Source organism: Pseudidiomarina sediminum DSM 21906 (assembly GCF_000423165.1).
GTDB classification, from domain to species: domain Bacteria; phylum Pseudomonadota; class Gammaproteobacteria; order Enterobacterales; family Alteromonadaceae; genus Pseudidiomarina; species Pseudidiomarina sediminum.
Window position 1 is genome coordinate 220,420 of the sequence record NZ_AUHL01000005.1, and the last position, 15,542, is coordinate 235,961.

A 15,542-nucleotide genomic window follows, 5' to 3' on the forward strand; every position below is an offset into this window, starting at 1 on the left:
ATGAGTTGATTTAGGATGTTAACACTATGATCGTGACACCAATACGAGCATTTGATGATAACTACATTTGGGCCATTCAGCCAGCACCTGACCAAGCCGCAGTCATTGTTGACCCGGGTGATGCTGCACCGGTACTTGCTTGGCTTGCGCAACAGGACGTTGGTCTGGCGAGTATTTTGGTCACCCACCACCATTGGGATCATACCGATGGCATCGCGCCGTTAGTGCAGCACTTTCATGTACCTGTCTACGGCCCTGCCAACCCAGCAATTAAAACCATCACGCATCCGCTTCATGACGGTGACCGCGTCACCCCAGTGGGGTTAACTCAGAGCTTTGAGGTCATTGCCACGCCGGGCCACACGCTGGATCACCTCAGTTACTATGGGGCAGCCAGTTTGTTTTGTGGCGATACCCTGTTCAGCGCTGGGTGCGGCCGCATGTTTGAAGGCACTGCGCCACAATTTTTTACATCTTTACGTAAATTGGCAGAACTTCCTGAACAGACCAGCGTCTATTGTACCCACGAATATACCACTACGAATTTAGCTTTTGCTGCGGCTGCCGAGCCTGATAATCGAGCGATTGCGCATGCACAGCAACGGGTCGCAGAGCTACGCGCGCGCGGCTTACCTTCGTTGCCAACCACATTAGCGGACGAATTGGCGATCAACCCGTTCTTGCATGCACGCAATGCACAAGAATTTGCGCAGTTAAGACAGTGGAAAGACAACTTTTAAAACTTTACACTGTGAACAATTGCGAGCTAGGGATAAGTAGCGAAGCATCAAGTAAAGCATAGGAATTACTGCATGAAAAAATGGATCATGGTTACGCTTAGCGCGTCTGTTCTTGCTGCCTGTCAATCGACGCCAGAACAAACCGCCGCCGAGCAACATCCGCGTAACGCATCCGAGCAGCCAGCGAAGACTGCGAAACAAACGCCTGACGTCATTATTAGTAGTGCCGGAGCAGACGCTTCTGCGCCGACCCCACCCGTTGTCGTGGCAGAAATTCCGCCACAAGAAGAAAGTGATATTTGGCAACGTATCCGTCGCCAATTGACGATGGAAATCCCTGAGAATGCACGCATCAAAGCGCAACGCGACTTTTATCTAAAGCACCCAGCCTACATGGAGCGTATCGCTAAACGTGCTGCACCTTTCATGCATTTGATCGTCGACGAAATTGAGCGCCGTGAACTACCGTTGGAGCTCGCGCTTTTGCCAATCGTTGAGAGCGCGTTTGATCCCTTCGCCTATTCACACGGCAGCGCCGCCGGGATCTGGCAATTTATTCCAGGTACCGCACGCCAATACGGCCTTGATATCAACTGGTGGTACGATGGACGTCGTGATGTTTATGCCTCGACCCATGCCGCACTCGATTATTTAACCGACCTTAATGGCCGTTTTGACAACTGGCTGCACGCTTTAGCCGCATATAACTCAGGGGGTGGACGCGTCTCCTCTGCGATTCGCCGCAACCAAAAAGCAGGTAAACCTACCGACTTCTGGTCGCTCGACTTGCCGCGTGAAACCCGTGCCTATGTGCCTAAATTACTCGCCCTTGTCGATATGCTAGAAAACTACGAAGACTACCAAGTCAGTTGGTTGCCGATCGACAATATGCCTTATTTGCACGTGGTCGAAACCAATTCACAAATTGATCTTGCGCTTGCTGCAGAAAAATCAGGCATGGCGTTGGAGCAATTGCATCATTACAACTCAGGTTATAATCGCTGGGCCACCGATCCAGATGGTCCGCACCGTTTATTACTTCCTGATGAAAACGCACAGCAATTGAAAGACTGGTTGGTATCAGCCGAGGCAAAAGACCTCGTCCGCTGGACTCGTCACAAAGTAAAGTCAGGGGAAAGCTTAAGTGTGATTGCCAAGCGCTACCACACGACCGCGCAAGCGATTCAACAAGCCAATTCGATTCGTGGTCATCTGATCCGCGCCGGCGATTACCTACTGATCCCGGCCGCTTCACAGAACGCTTCCGATTACGTGCTTGCTGCTGATCAGCGCTTGAACGCGACCCAGCAACGCCAACGTCAAGGTAAGAAGGTCGACCACACTATCGTCAGTGGCGACACTTTATGGGACATCAGCCGGAAATATAAGGTGAATCTGCGCGAACTTGCCAAGTGGAATGGTATGGCGCCGTCAGATCCGTTGCGTTTGGGTCAGACCTTGGTGGTCTGGTTAGAGGGTGAGCAAGCCAAATCGACCGGCGTGACGCGTAGCATTCGCTATCGCGTGCGTTCAGGCGACTCGCTAGCCCGCATCGCCCAGCGTTTCAATGTCACCATTCGCGAAATTGAGCAATGGAACAAAATCAAGCGCTCAAGCTATCTGCAGCCAGGTCAGCAACTGAAACTCATTGTTGATGTGACCCGCATTGATGGAAGCGGCACCTAATCTTCGATCAGGTGCCCTTAGTCTTACTTTAGTAACGCGTGTAAATCATCTTCGCTGAGCACTGGCACGCCCAGTTGCTCAGCTTTCGCCAGCTTTGAGCCGGCACTATCGCCGGCAACCACTGCCGTCGTTTTTGCCGATACGCTACCTGTCACCTTCGCACCACGCGCTTGCAGCGCTTGCTTCGCTTCATCACGTGTCATGGTCGTAAGCGTACCGGTAAGCACATAAGTATTGCCAGCAAGCGTCGCTGCTTCTTCAGCGACGACTTCAACCGCTGGCCACTGCACACCAAGCTCGAGCAACTCAGCAATAATTGTCTGGTTATGCGGCTCGCGAAAGAACTGGTAAATATGGCTAGCAACCACTTTACCCACATCAGCAACCTCTTCAAGTTGCTCTTGCGAGGCAGCCATTAACGCATCTAAGCTGGCGAAATGCGCAGCTAAATTCGCCGCGGTAGCTTCGCCCACTTCACGAATACCGAGCGCATACAAAAACCGTGCAAGCGTCGTGGTTTTACTCGCAGCAATCGCCGCGACAACATTCTGCGCAGATTTTTCGCCCATACGCGGCAGCATTGCTAGTTCACGTGCATGTAAACGGAACAAATCTGCCGGCGACTTCAGCCATTCGCGCTCGACCAGCAACTCAATTAATTTATCACCCAAGCCATCCACATCCATCGCCTTACGCGAGGCAAAATGCTTCAGCGCTTCCTTCCGCTGCGCGGCGCAAATGAGGCCGCCAGTACAGCGCGCCACAGCTTCACCTTCTGCACGCTCAACGTGAGAGCCACAAACGGGGCACTCCGCTGGAAAAACGATGACCTCGGTGTGTGCTGGGCGGCGATCCATAACCACACTGACCACCTGTGGGATCACATCGCCGGCACGACGAATGATCACCGTATCGCCAATACGTACATCTAAACGCGCAATTTCATCGGCATTGTGCAACGTCGCATTAGCCACAGTCACACCACCGACAGCAACGGGTTCAAGACGTGCGACAGGCGTAATTGCCCCAGTACGGCCAACTTGAAAATCGACCCCATGGAGGACGGTCATTTCTTCTTGCGCCGGAAACTTCCAGGCGATGGCCCAACGCGGCGCACGTGATACAAAACCTAAGTCTTGTTGCTGTTTAATGTTATCTACCTTGAACACCACACCGTCAATTTCATAGCGCAGCTGCTCCCGCCGTTGCAAAATATCTTGATAATAGGCACTGCAACCTTCGGCATCACTCACCTGTTTCACTTCAGCGCTGATCGGTAGGCCCCAGTCAGACAACTGTTGTAAACGCTGGTAATGCGAGTCGGCCAACACTTGCTCAGCGCTTACCACGCCCATGCCGTAAGCATAAAAGTGCAGCGGCCGCTGAGCGGTGATACGAGAGTCTAACTGGCGCAAACTACCTGCCGCAGCATTACGCGGGTTGGCAAAAGTCTTCTCGCCCGCGGCCAATGCTTTGTCGTTATAGTCGGCAAAAGCTTTGACCGGCATAAAAACTTCACCACGCACTTCTAAGCGCGCCGGATAATCACCTTGCAACTGCAGTGGCAAGTTGCGGATCGTCCGCACGTTACTGGTAATATCTTCCCCTACTTGACCATCGCCGCGCGTCGCGCCACGCACCAACTTACCATCTTCATACAAGAGGCTAACGGCAGCACCATCTAATTTAGGTTCGCAACAATAGGTTACCGCAGCAGCTGTATCCAAACGTTCATTGACGCGTTTACTAAAGGCGTTGAACTCTTCGTCACTAAAGGCATTATCAAGCGACAGCATCGGCGCTTCGTGTTGCACTTGCGTAAACGCATCTAATGGGGCGCTCCCCACTTTTTGCGTAGGTGAATGGCTATGAGAAAGTTCAGGGTGTTGCTGCTCTAGTGCTTGTAACTCGCGAAACAAGCGATCGTATTCGGCATCGGGTACCGTCGGCGCATCAAGTTCATAGTATTCACGGTTATAACGGGTCAATAAAGCGCGTAGTTGCTCTACGCGCTGGGTCACTGAAGGGTCTGTCATAGTAGGTTCTTTTATTGCCGAATCAAACGCTTACGTTCATACTCGCGAATGCTTTGATGAATATGCTGCACCGCCTGACGCGTCAACGGATTACGGTGTTCATCGAGTACTTGCCCGCCTTCCACCGCAGCGGCAATTTTCTCTGCGGCATTGTGCATCATGGTAAACGCTTGCGTTGAGTTACTTTTAATCGGAAGTGCTAAGAATAGCGCTAAGCCTTTCGTGTGAAACTGCTCCATCGCATCAATATCAAAGGTGCCTGGATTAAACATGTTCGCCAAGCTGAAGAGGACCGGGCCGGTGCCAGCGGTATCCACATGGCGATGGAAGATATCGAACTCACCATATTTAAAGCCAAGCTCGGTAAGTTGCTGCAACAAAACTGGGCCTCGAATATCACCCATAACATGCAGCGCGATCACCATATCTGGCGCCTGTGACAAAGCTGGCTCTTCATCTGGTTCAAGCGGCAGATCCATGCTTTGCTGCGTTGGCGCTGGACCTTCATCTTCTTCTCGAGGACGTTTGACACGTGCTGCCTTCGTCGGCTTCTCTGGCGCAACTTTCACTTCATCTTCGGGCACAGACATCGACGGTAATTCAAGACCGTCATCGTCTTGTGCCGCACGAATACTCTCTTGTTGCGGCTCCGGCTCAGTGACAAAGCTCTGCTGCTCAGGCGCTTCATGCGCTGCCGCTGGAGCCTCTGATACTGGCGTAGCTGCTGTTGCTGCAGCCGTTTTCGGTGCTGGCTGTGACGCTTGCCCCTTGGCGGCGGTACGCTGTTGCGCAACACGTTCAGAAGCTCGTTGAATCACCCGAACTTCACCAATCCCATCATCATCAAAGCCGGCGGCACGATCGCTTTGTGCCCGTTGCCGCTTGCGCTCCAATTCAAGCTCAAGTTCCAACTTGCGGCGCTCGTTGCGTCGAATATTCCACATGCCATGACCGATAATTAAACCGATAAAGACAAGGCCAATGATACTAAAAACGATTTGCATGGTACTCATTACAGGCTTTCCATGATTGATGTTCTGTGTTCTTGTTCCTAAGAAGCTTCGGTCATTGCCACTGCCTCGTCGACATCGACCGCAACTAATCGCGACACGCCGGGTTCTTGCATGGTGACGCCAGCAAGGTGCGAGGCCATTTCCATGGCAACCTTATTGTGACTTATATAAATAAATTGCACAGTTTGCGACATTTCTTCGACCAAACGACAAAAACGTCCTACGTTCGCATCGTCTAGCGGCGCATCCACTTCATCCAGTAAACAAAAGGGTGCCGGATTCAAACGAAAAATCGCAAACACCAATGATAAAGCGGTTAAGGCTTTTTCACCACCCGATAACAGGTGAATTGTACTGTTTTTCTTGCCTGGTGGTCGCGCCATGATGGCCACACCTGTTTCGAGTAAATCATCCTCGGTAAGTTCCAGATACGCACTGCCGCCACCAAACACCTTTGGAAACAACTCTTGTAAGCCGCTATTGACCGCGTCATAGGTGGTTTTGAAGCGCTGTCGCGTTTCCCGATCAATTTTGCGTATGGCGGTTTCCAACGTCTCCAAACTAGAACTTAAATCATCATGCTGGGTATCGAGGTAATCTTTACGCTCTGCTAACGTTTCAGCCTCTTCAATGGCGGCAAGGTTAATAGCGCCAAGACGGCTAATGGCACTTTGTAAGCGCTCAACCTCTTGCTGCCATTTTTTCTCTTCCGCAGCTTCAGGTAAATGCTCGAGCACAGGCTTCAAAGGCTGTTGCATTTCTTCCAGCACGGCAAGCACATTACGGCTACGCTCCTGCACTGCAGCCAACTCCATTTGGGTACTTTGGATGAGCTGACGCGCCTTTTCAATTTGCGTTTCAACACCTTTATTCCCGCTACTAACGTCATGCAATTTTTGCTCAAGCTCTGCCAATGCATTGCTGTGCTGCAAACGTTCTTCATCAAGCACTTCACGTTGCGCTAACAACTCTTCCAGTTGCATGGCCAACAGTTCAATGGCTTCGTTACTTTCATCTGGATCGGCTAAAGTCTGTAACTGTTCTTGGGTCTGAGTCTGTTGCTGTTGCACGCGCTGACACAAGGTTTGTAAATGTTGTAGCTGACTTTTCAGTTGCTCAACCTGCAGTGTTTTCTCTTGCCATTGCTGCTGAGCCTGTTGTGCATTGGTGCGTAAACTATCCCGTTCGGCCGCAAGCGCTTCACGCTTACGTTGCCAGTGTTGCTCATCTAACTCAGGCTGTTGCTCTTGCCACTCCAAAAGGCGGAGCGCCAGCTCTTCGTGCTGGAACTGCAGCTCTTGTTGCTGCTCACTGCAGTCAGTGTCACGAACGCTGAGCTGTTCAAGCTTCACCTGCAACCGCTGTTGTTGCTCTTCGAACCATCGTTGCTTTTGTTCAACAGTAGCGAGCTGAGCTTGCTGTTCCGCCCGCTTCTCACGTAGCTGCTGAAGCACACTCTCGAGCTCCTCACGCTCAGTCGTCAACTGCTCCCGTTGCTGTTCAAGCGCGCTATAGTGCTGTGATACGTCAGCTAAAGTTTGCTCAACCTGAAGCAACTCTTGCTGCTGTAGTAACTGACTTTCTTGGGCCGCGATCTGAGTCGCTTGGTAGCCGGCTGCAGACCATAACTGCCCCTCAGGCGTTAAGGCATAGCGCCACTGTTGGGTGGCCAATACCTCCTGCACCGCATCGGCATCTTCAACCACAGCAATGTGTTGCGCCAGCGGCCAAAATGCTAAAGGGCCGCTGAACTGACTGGCAAGACTGCCAGCCGGTGCGGGCGTGTCATGCAGAATCACCAACCGACTGCCGAGCTCCGTGGGCCAATGCGGCGGCACTGTGTCAATGACGAAAGCATCGAGCCAGTTAGTGACAACTTGCTCGGTGGCAAAACGCCAACGTTCGTCAACCTGCAACAACGCGCGTAATTGCCCTTTATGTGTGAGCTGCTGCGCTTGTAGCCATAGCTCTAACGCCTCTGGCCAGTTTGCCTGCGATGCCTGCAACAGCGTTTGCAGCGAACTTTGCCGACCGAGCAGTTGCTGTCGCTGTTGCGCGGCCGCAGCTAAATCTTGCTCGATGCTTTGGCGTTGTTCGCGTAACGCGCTAAGGTGCTGTTGTCGCTGCGTCAGTTCAGCGTCGAGTCGCTGTAACGCCTCACGCTCGGTGTCTAACGCTTGCGCATCGAGCCCCTGTTGCAACTGTGCTTGCTCTGCATTGAGGTCGTGTCGCTGTTGCTGCAATTCCAGCTGCAGCTGTTGTTGCCGTTGCAACTGATCAGCGACACGTTCTTGCTGTAGTCGAAGTTGTTGCTCACCCTCGCGCTGCTGTTGCTGCTCGGTCAAAAACTGTTGGTAATCATTTTGCCATTGCAGCCATTGTTCTTCGTGGGCCTGAGCAGTAAGCTGATGTTCTTCAGCACTTGCTTCCAGCAGCTCTAGCTCGGGCTGCAACAATTCCAGCGCCAGCGCGGCTTCTTCTTCTTGCGCACGGTCCCGCGCCAGCGTCTCTGCCAGTTGTTGCAACTCGGCCACAAGTTGTTGTTGCCGCTGTTCGCGCTGCTGCATTTCCGCGCGCTTGCTTTGCAACTGATGCTCGGTGCCGGTGATATCGTTACCCAGCTGGTAAAAACGTTGCTGTACATCATCAAGCTGTTGCTTGACCTCAGCGGCTTGTTCGCGCAACTCCACCGTGCCACGCTCACTGCCACGTTGTTCAGCGAGCCAGCGCTCCAATTCCGTTTCTTGTTCACGCAAGGTTTGCCGTAAGCGTTCCGCCTGCTGCTCATGATTGAGCCAACGCAGCGCCTGCAACTCCGCCTTAAACTGCCGCTCTTGTTGCTTAAGTTCTTTATACCGACGTGCCGCTGCCGCCTGGCGTTGCAATTTATTGAGTTGACTGCCTAACTCATCCCGGACATCGTTCAATCGCTCGAGGTTATCACGGGTATGCTTCATCCGATTTTCAGTTTCGCGGCGACGTTCTTTGTACTTTGAAATCCCCGCGGCTTCTTCGATAAACACTCGCAACTCTTGGGGTTTCGATTCAATCAGCCGTGAAATCATGCCTTGTTCGATAATGGCGTAACTACGCGGTCCAAGACCGGTGCCAAGAAACAAGTCCGTAATATCCCGACGGCGACATTTGCTGCTGTTGAGAAAGTAATCCGAACGGCCATCGCGGGTTACTAAGCGTTTCACAGAAATTTCAGCATAGCTGGCATATTCGCCCTGAATGCGTCCATCGGTGTTATCAAACACCAATTCAACGCTGGCCTGCGAGACTGGTTTCCGCGCGCCTGAACCGTTAAAAATAACGTCCGTCATGGCATCGCCACGGAGGTTTTTCGCAGAACTCTCACCCAGCACCCAACGCACCGCGTCAATGACATTCGATTTGCCACAGCCGTTCGGCCCAACAACACACGTCATTTGGTGAGGGAAAGGCACTTTCGTGGCATCAACAAAAGATTTGAAGCCAGCGAGTTTAATGTGTTTTAGGCGCATTGAGTCCGAAAATTAGTTATCATTCTTGTCCGTTCATAATGCTAGATTTTGTAACATTTTCAAGATTAGTTGACGAGTATATCCGCGTATACTGCGTTAAGCTTGAGCAAATGCTTTTTTTCTCGACAGGAGTCGTCCATGACCACATCCTCAGCCAGTGATTTTGGCGCTAGTTACGTTGCCCGCGGTTTTGAACTTGCGTTTCAAAAAGGTGTACGCCGCTACGCGCTCATCCCACTCCTGATCAACATCGTATTATTTAGTATCGCCATAGCTGCGGTATTCCACTATACCACGCTTTGGGTGGCAGATTTTATGACCTGGCTGCCGGCGTGGCTGTATTGGCTGGAGGTCATCCTCTGGCCGTTGATTATTGTTGCCGTACTGCTACTTTTTGCCATGACCTTTACCAGCGTCGCGAACATTATCGCTTCGCCTTTTAACAGTTTGTTGGCAGAGAAGGTCGAAGCGCGACTGACCGGTATTCCGGCGCCAGACACAGGCCTTACTGGCTTAATCAAAGATATTCCACGTACCCTTGGCCGCGAATTTCAAAAAATTATCTATTTCTTACCGCGCAGCTTAGGCTTCTTTTTATTACTGCTCTTCCTACCGGTCATTGGACAAGTGCTTTGGTTGTTATGGGGCGGCTGGATGATGACCATTCAATACGCTGACTATGCCTTTGATAACCATAAAGTTCCTTTCCGTGACATGCGGCAGAGTCTGTACCAGCATCAAGGCAAGAGCCTTACCTTTGGTGTGGTGGTCGCCTTCCTCGCCTCGGTGCCAATCATTAACCTGTTAATGATCCCCATTGCTGTATGTGGCTCAACGGCGATGTGGGTCGATCACATGCGCAGCAATCATATCCGCTAGCGAGGCCGTTTAAGTCACGTTATACTGAGCGCACTTCCCATGACAACGAGGTCGCGCGCTTGCGAAGATGGATACTAGTAATGACTGCTCTTACCGCACTGTTGTGCCAGAGTAGCCACGCCGCGCCGCCATTAACCATTCAATGGGGGGTCAACAATGCCCCTCCATTTCATATCCTTGAAGGCTACCTGCATGAAGAAGGGCTTTGTGATGTCATGTTGCAAGCCTTCAACGAAGCCTTACCCAAAACACCGCAAAAACACGTCAGGTATCCACAAGGACGCATTGCTGCACTCATGCAACAAGGTGAAGACCTCTGCTTTCCATGCATGATCCGTAATGGTGACACCCCTATTCCAGTGATCTATTCCGACACCATTTTCAAATATCCGGCCCACGGCATCATCACCCGTCCTGATGTTGCAGAAGACATAGCAGCGAATTTTGGCAATCCGGTCGACTTGGTGGAAATGTTAAAACTCGGCAACTACCGTTACGGCCAACCTTTAGGACGCCGCTATGGTGAATTACAGCCGTATCTGGAGCGTTTTTTACACAACACTCCGCACTACACCGAGATCACTGGCCCTAGTGCCAATGCGAATATGCTGGCCATGGTCAACGCAGAGCGTCTTGATTTTGTCATTGATTACCCGATGGTCATGAACTACCACCGCGAAATTTTGCCCATCGATCTGGTGTTCTTACCGATTAAACAAAATCATCAAAACTACGTCGAGGGTGCTGTCGGCTGTCCGCAAACCGACTGGGGTCAGCACGTTATTGACCGCCTCAACGACGTTATTCCAGCCATTCAAAATAACCAAACCTTTCAACAGGCAAAAGATCGTTGGCTTTCCATTCAGAACCCGTAGAATAATCGGTTCACCATGCACGTTTAGGTGCCCGTTCACAGTTGTAAAAGGTTCCCCCTATGAAAACGTTGAAGTTCTCGCTCGCCAGTATTGGCGCTGCCAGCCTTATTTGTAGTGCCGCTTTTACCGCAACCGATGCCCATGCCTGGGGTAAGATTGGTCACCGTATTACCGGTAAAATTGCCGAAACCTACCTGACCGATGACGCGCGCAAAGCGATTAGCGCTATTCTTGGCGCAGAATCTTTGGCCGAAGCGTCGACCTACCCTGATGAAATGCGCTCGAACCCGGACGAGTACTGGCAAAAAACGGCGAACCCTTTTCATTATGTTACCGTGCATGACGACGCGCGCGGCTACCATGCTGATGACTGTCCTCCTCAAGGTGATGGCGCAAGTGCGCTTAAAGACTTTACCGCCACCTTGCAAGATCCTGAGGCAAGTTTAGCGGACAAGCAGTTGGCATTACGTTTTATCGTGCACATCATTGGCGATCTTCATCAGCCCCTGCATGTGGGCTCTGCCGCACGCGACGACAAAGGTGGTAATGATGTCAAAGTGACCTTCTTCGGTCAGCGCAGCAACTTGCATCGGGTGTGGGACTCAGAGCTGGTTGAGCACCAGAAGCTCTCGTACAGCGAGTTCTCGCATTGGTTACAACGTGCGATTACCAATGAGCAATACCAGCAATGGAACACTGCAGAAGCCAAAACCTGGATCGACGAAAGCGCAGAGTACCGCGAAACGGTTTATCCAGCGCAAGACGAAGATCCGTATCTGTCGTGGCAATATGTCTATGAGTACACGCCACTGATGAAACAGCGTTTACAACAAGGTGGGGTGCGCATCGCAGCCTACTTGAATCACGTCTTTGCTGACAAGTAAGGTCGCGAGCAACAACGAAGGGACGCCAAGGCGTCCCTTTTTTACGTCGCAACTAAGGTGCCAAAGTACGTAGACCGCGTTGCTTGAGATAGTCCAATAAAAACTTAGGCTCATCAGTTTGCATGATCGTTGCGCCCTGCTCCGCCCAGAAACCGAACACCTGGTCGGGGTATTTCAGGCCAAGCACATCATGTCGGCCACCATTCCATTGCAAGTATTCAGGTTTACCGAGCAAAGGGTCAACATACAACGTGTTGACCCACAGATGCACATCATACTCTTTTGCTAAGCGCTTCACGGCGGGTGAGAACAAGACGCCACCATCGGGGGTGCGGGCGACCTTCGCCTGCTGCGGTAAGCCAACAACCATTTCAGCAGCCTGCGGTTGAATGCGCTCAAAGCTGTTGCGCAACTGCTGCAGCGAAGCACCATTTTTATCCCAGTGCATCGGCATAAAATCTACCGGATAGGACAATTCAGCCATCAGCGTTTCAATCGCCGTCAATTGCGCTGGCGTATCCGCAACCTCTTTAAGAATAATTTGCTGTTCCACCCCCTGGGCTTTAGCAATTTCTAACGCTTCAGTTAACTGGTTAATGTTCAGTTTAGGATCTAAGTTGACCATAATCTGATCTTTCACCATCGCATAAACTTCCTCGAGTGAAGGAATACGATACTCCGTACGCTCACCCGTAACTTCATCAATCAGGCGGAGTTGGCGTAACTCCGCGAAAGTCATATCCTTTACCGCGCCTGAGCCATCGGTCGTGCGGTCAACGGTCGCATCATGGATGAGCACAAAGCGGCCATCTTTCGTCGCTTGAATATCCAGCTCGACCATATCTACGCCCAGCGCAATCGCATAAGCAATTGCTGGTAGCGAATTTTCCGGCAAAATAATCTGACCGTTTTCCATGAATGCAGCGCGATGCGCCACTACCATGACATAGTCTGAAGATGGCGATTGCCAATGCTGTAAGATACGCTCCACCGGGGTTGCCGCCCAACTCGTCAGCGACCACGCCAAGCCCACAAAAGCACACATTAGTTGTTTCATGATTTATCCCAAAAGTAATACGGAGCGCGCCCTAGCGCCCCGTAAGTTAAATTAAAAACTACCGCGAATACCAACTTGCACCACTCGTCCTTGCGCTACAAAGCGGTCATTCAACACTTTTTGATAATCCTCGGTGCCATCACTGGTTGTCTTCACTTGATAGGTGTAGATGTCTTCACCTGTCATGTTCAGCCCCTCAAAGAACAGCGTAAACTGGTCATTCAAAGCATAACTCGCGGAGAGATCGAGCTGGCCATAGCTTTCCGTTAGGTTATCGAAGCCATTCCGCCCCCCGGTGGTATAGTCCGAGCGATAATTGTAGGCCGCGCGTAAACTCAGCCCATAGTTCTCGTAATACACCACCGCGTTAAACAGGTCATCGGATTGGCCTGACAGAGGTTTGCTAACGCCTGCATAGGTGGTGCGCTCACTTTCCGAGAAGGTGGCATTAAGCAGCACGCCCATGCCATCGAACGCAGCAGGCAAAAACGACAGGGGCTGTTGGTACTGCAACTCGATGCCACGTAGGGTGCCACTTTCCCCATTCACCGGCTTGGTCACCTGGAACATACTGCCGCATACGTCTTGCCCTTGATCATTGACGATACCCGAGCACTCAACGACCTCATTAAAAGTTTCGCTGACAATGAAAGATTCAATATCTTTGTGGTAATACGTCGCTGCGAGCAAAGCTTCATCGCCGAAATACCACTCCAACGAAAGATCAAGATTATTGGCGCGGAACGGGTCCAGTTCTGGGTTCCCTCGAGAGGCTGATAACACCGTCGGGTTAATCGCAATTGATGGCGCGATATTCGCTAAGGTAGGACGTGTCATGGTACGACTTGCACTCATGCGCGCAATCACATCGTCGTGCAGCTGCCATTTCGCATTAAAACTTGGTAGCCAATCGCTGTAATCGGCAACAAAAGCCACCGCTTCTGGCTGCCCTCCTGACTGCTGGAAGCCAGACGACGTCACATCTGTTTTGACATAACGTGCGCCGAAATCTAAGAAGAGTGGGCGCTCGCCGAGCTCAACGGCAAACTCAGATTTAAAATAAATCCCATAGGTCTGCTCTTCCACTTCATAGGTTTGCAGTTTATCCACGTCACTACTGCTCAAGTCACCCGGCAGAAGTTCGGCATTCGCTTTATCAACATCGGTCAGCAGGAAGTCAGAGCGATAGGGTGCGTCGGCATGATAATTGTCAAACAGGTCACTGGCAGCAATGGCGTAGTCAGCGAAATCAGCAGAAAATGCAGGGCGCAGTTCTTTCAAGCGCGTTTGCCCTTTCACGCGATCGCGCCATTGCATACCAAACTTCAAACGTTGTAAGGCGCCGTAATAGTCACCGGTGAAATCGACACGTAACGAATGCTCTTCATCGTCACGCTGAAACGGCCGAAAACGCAGCTGCTGCGAACTAAATTGACTGGCATCAAGCCAATCTGCACCCTGTAAATTGGGGTAGTGAGGGTTGTCCGAAAAGTCGTACGAAAAGGTGCCTAGGTGTTCCCACAAATATGTACGGCTAAGTTCATCTTCTTGCGCACGCGAGTTTCCGTACACTAGGTTGGAGGTCCAGGTCTCATCCATAAACCATTCCGCACCGAGTGTGATGTGAGTTAGCTGGGTGTCGACTTGGCGAGACAAGGTTTCCGAACGTTGCGACTGGTTGTTGATGGTACCCGCCACGGCAATGCCATTCTCAATCGTCATCGACGTCCATTCTTGTCCCATGTTAAAGCCCGGGATACCGTCAATTGTGGCGCGAATTTCATCTTGGCTAAAGTCAGCAAACAACACATCTGCAGTCAGTTCGACACTATCGCTCGGACGCAACTGCAACGCAGCGGTGACACCGGTACGATCGCGTGCCAACAACTGCGGACCTAAACGCGGCAGTTCAGGAGTAATGGTATTCGCGGCAATGCCCTTAAGTTGCTCAAGATCACTTACCGCCTCACCATTAATCATGACTGTTGGAGCATTCGCTTGATTGAACTGGGACAGGTAATTCGCAAACCCCGAATTGGAGCCACTCCACCCCCAGCCCTCAGAAACATCACCACGCACAGCCGTTTTGGAATGAGACACCGATACCAGTGCGCCGAAGCTATCGCTGAACTGCTTTGAGAACATCCCCACCAGACGAGGCTTCACCTCGTTATCACCTTTCTCAGCATCAGCAACACTGGCCGAGAACGCCAGTTTGTCTTCGTCATAATCAAACGCTCGAGGTGTTTTTAGATCAATGGTCGCGGTCAGTCCACCTTCGGTCAAGTCTGCCGAATTCGATTTGTACACCTTGGCGTTAGTAAAGAGTTCAGAGGCAAAAACATCAAAATCAAACTCCCGCCCTTGATTACCTGTTGCCACCGACAAGCCGTTCACCGTGACTTTAGTCCAGTCAGTTTGGCCACCACGCACTGACACTTGATTGCCTTCACCCCCTACCGAGCGATTCACAGTCACGCCGGCGATGCGTGCCAACGACTCGCCAATATTCAGATCTGGGAAGTCGGCAATATCTTCTGCGGAAATGGCTTCAGTAACACCTACAGCGTCCATTTTTACGCTGAGTGCTCGATTCAGTGAACCACGAACTCCGGAAACCACAATCTCTTCAATTTCTTGTGACTCCGATGCAACCTGATCTTGCGTCAGCGTTTCAGCAATCGCAGCAGGCAAGGTGGCCAAAGTAAACAGCGGCAAGGTGCCAAACAAAGCAGTTTTTAGTTTCATAGTGATGACCCAGTTATTTGCAAAATTAAATTCCCTCGCAGGGGAACCTTGAGTGGGCCACACTATAAGGCAGAAATATGACAGAATTATTATAAAGTATAATTTACTTTACTTAATA

The 15,542-nt window shown here is 51.3% G+C and carries 10 protein-coding genes; 5 read left to right on the top strand and 5 right to left on the bottom strand.

The features are described from left to right. Positions 1-26: 26 nt before the first annotated feature. Both gloB and G535_RS0100975 read left to right on the top strand, forming a co-directional pair. On the top strand, positions 27-740 hold the full coding sequence (gene gloB / locus G535_RS12575) for a hydroxyacylglutathione hydrolase (RefSeq protein ID WP_051206875.1): 714 nt from the start codon (positions 27-29) through the stop codon (positions 738-740). Positions 741-812: 72 nt separating this feature from the next. Then, positions 813-2,426: a lytic transglycosylase gene (locus tag G535_RS0100975; RefSeq protein ID WP_026860356.1), complete on the top strand. Its 1,614-nt coding sequence runs from the start codon at positions 813-815 to the stop codon at positions 2,424-2,426. A gap of 23 nt (positions 2,427-2,449) precedes the next feature. On the opposite strand, the gene ligA is transcribed toward G535_RS0100975, so the two are convergent. The 3 genes from ligA to smc are packed head-to-tail and all read right to left on the bottom strand — an operon-like array spanning position 2,450 to position 8,981. Continuing rightward, positions 2,450-4,462 carry an NAD-dependent DNA ligase LigA gene (gene ligA, locus G535_RS12580; RefSeq protein ID WP_034727158.1) on the bottom strand — a complete coding sequence of 671 codons (2,013 nt, stop codon included), beginning with the start codon at positions 4,460-4,462 and terminating at the stop codon, positions 2,450-2,452. A gap of 11 nt (positions 4,463-4,473) precedes the next feature. Then, the gene (zipA, locus tag G535_RS13740; RefSeq protein ID WP_051206876.1) at positions 4,474-5,475 is read right to left on the bottom strand and encodes a cell division protein ZipA; all 1,002 of its coding nucleotides are present in this window, start codon (positions 5,473-5,475) and stop codon (positions 4,474-4,476) included. Positions 5,476-5,513: 38 nt separating this feature from the next. Further along, entirely contained in the window at positions 5,514-8,981 is a 3,468-nt protein-coding gene (gene smc / locus G535_RS0100995; RefSeq protein ID WP_026860357.1) for a chromosome segregation protein SMC, read from the bottom strand. Positions 8,982-9,119: 138 nt separating this feature from the next. Between smc and cysZ the strand changes: the two genes are divergently transcribed. The 3 genes from cysZ (at position 9,120) to G535_RS0101010 (ending at position 11,619) form a co-directional block, all read left to right on the top strand. Further along, a complete protein-coding gene (gene cysZ / locus G535_RS0101000; RefSeq protein ID WP_026860358.1) occupies positions 9,120-9,860 on the top strand; it encodes a sulfate transporter CysZ in 741 nt (246 codons plus the stop codon). A gap of 80 nt (positions 9,861-9,940) precedes the next feature. Then, positions 9,941-10,735, top strand: a complete 795-nt coding sequence (locus tag G535_RS0101005) for a hypothetical protein (RefSeq protein WP_026860359.1) — start codon at positions 9,941-9,943, stop codon at positions 10,733-10,735. Between the two features lie 59 nt (positions 10,736-10,794). Next, the gene (locus tag G535_RS0101010) at positions 10,795-11,619 is read left to right on the top strand and encodes a S1/P1 nuclease (protein WP_084616742.1); all 825 of its coding nucleotides are present in this window, start codon (positions 10,795-10,797) and stop codon (positions 11,617-11,619) included. Between the two features lie 52 nt (positions 11,620-11,671). On the opposite strand, the gene G535_RS0101015 is transcribed toward G535_RS0101010, so the two are convergent. Further along, positions 11,672-12,676 carry a glycerophosphodiester phosphodiesterase family protein gene (locus G535_RS0101015; protein WP_026860361.1) on the bottom strand — a complete coding sequence of 335 codons (1,005 nt, stop codon included), beginning with the start codon at positions 12,674-12,676 and terminating at the stop codon, positions 11,672-11,674. A 51-nt stretch (positions 12,677-12,727) separates the two neighbouring features. Then, the gene (locus G535_RS0101020) at positions 12,728-15,424 is read right to left on the bottom strand and encodes a TonB-dependent receptor (RefSeq protein WP_026860362.1); all 2,697 of its coding nucleotides are present in this window, start codon (positions 15,422-15,424) and stop codon (positions 12,728-12,730) included. Between the last annotated feature and the right edge of the window lie 118 nt (positions 15,425-15,542).

Coding starts and splice junctions, on each gene's coding strand:
- G535_RS0101010 (WP_084616742.1), top strand. CDS start 10,795: ATGAAAACGTTGAAGTTCTCGCTCGCCAGTATTGGCGCTGCCAGCCTT.
- G535_RS0101020 (WP_026860362.1), bottom strand. CDS start 15,424: ATGAAACTAAAAACTGCTTTGTTTGGCACCTTGCCGCTGTTTACTTTG.
- gloB (WP_051206875.1), top strand. CDS start 27: ATGATCGTGACACCAATACGAGCATTTGATGATAACTACATTTGGGCC.
- G535_RS0101015 (WP_026860361.1), bottom strand. CDS start 12,676: ATGAAACAACTAATGTGTGCTTTTGTGGGCTTGGCGTGGTCGCTGACG.
- G535_RS0100975 (WP_026860356.1), top strand. CDS start 813: ATGAAAAAATGGATCATGGTTACGCTTAGCGCGTCTGTTCTTGCTGCC.
- G535_RS0101005 (WP_026860359.1), top strand. CDS start 9,941: ATGACTGCTCTTACCGCACTGTTGTGCCAGAGTAGCCACGCCGCGCCG.
- smc (WP_026860357.1), bottom strand. CDS start 8,981: ATGCGCCTAAAACACATTAAACTCGCTGGCTTCAAATCTTTTGTTGAT.
- zipA (WP_051206876.1), bottom strand. CDS start 5,475: ATGAGTACCATGCAAATCGTTTTTAGTATCATTGGCCTTGTCTTTATC.
- ligA (WP_034727158.1), bottom strand. CDS start 4,462: ATGACAGACCCTTCAGTGACCCAGCGCGTAGAGCAACTACGCGCTTTA.
- cysZ (WP_026860358.1), top strand. CDS start 9,120: ATGACCACATCCTCAGCCAGTGATTTTGGCGCTAGTTACGTTGCCCGC.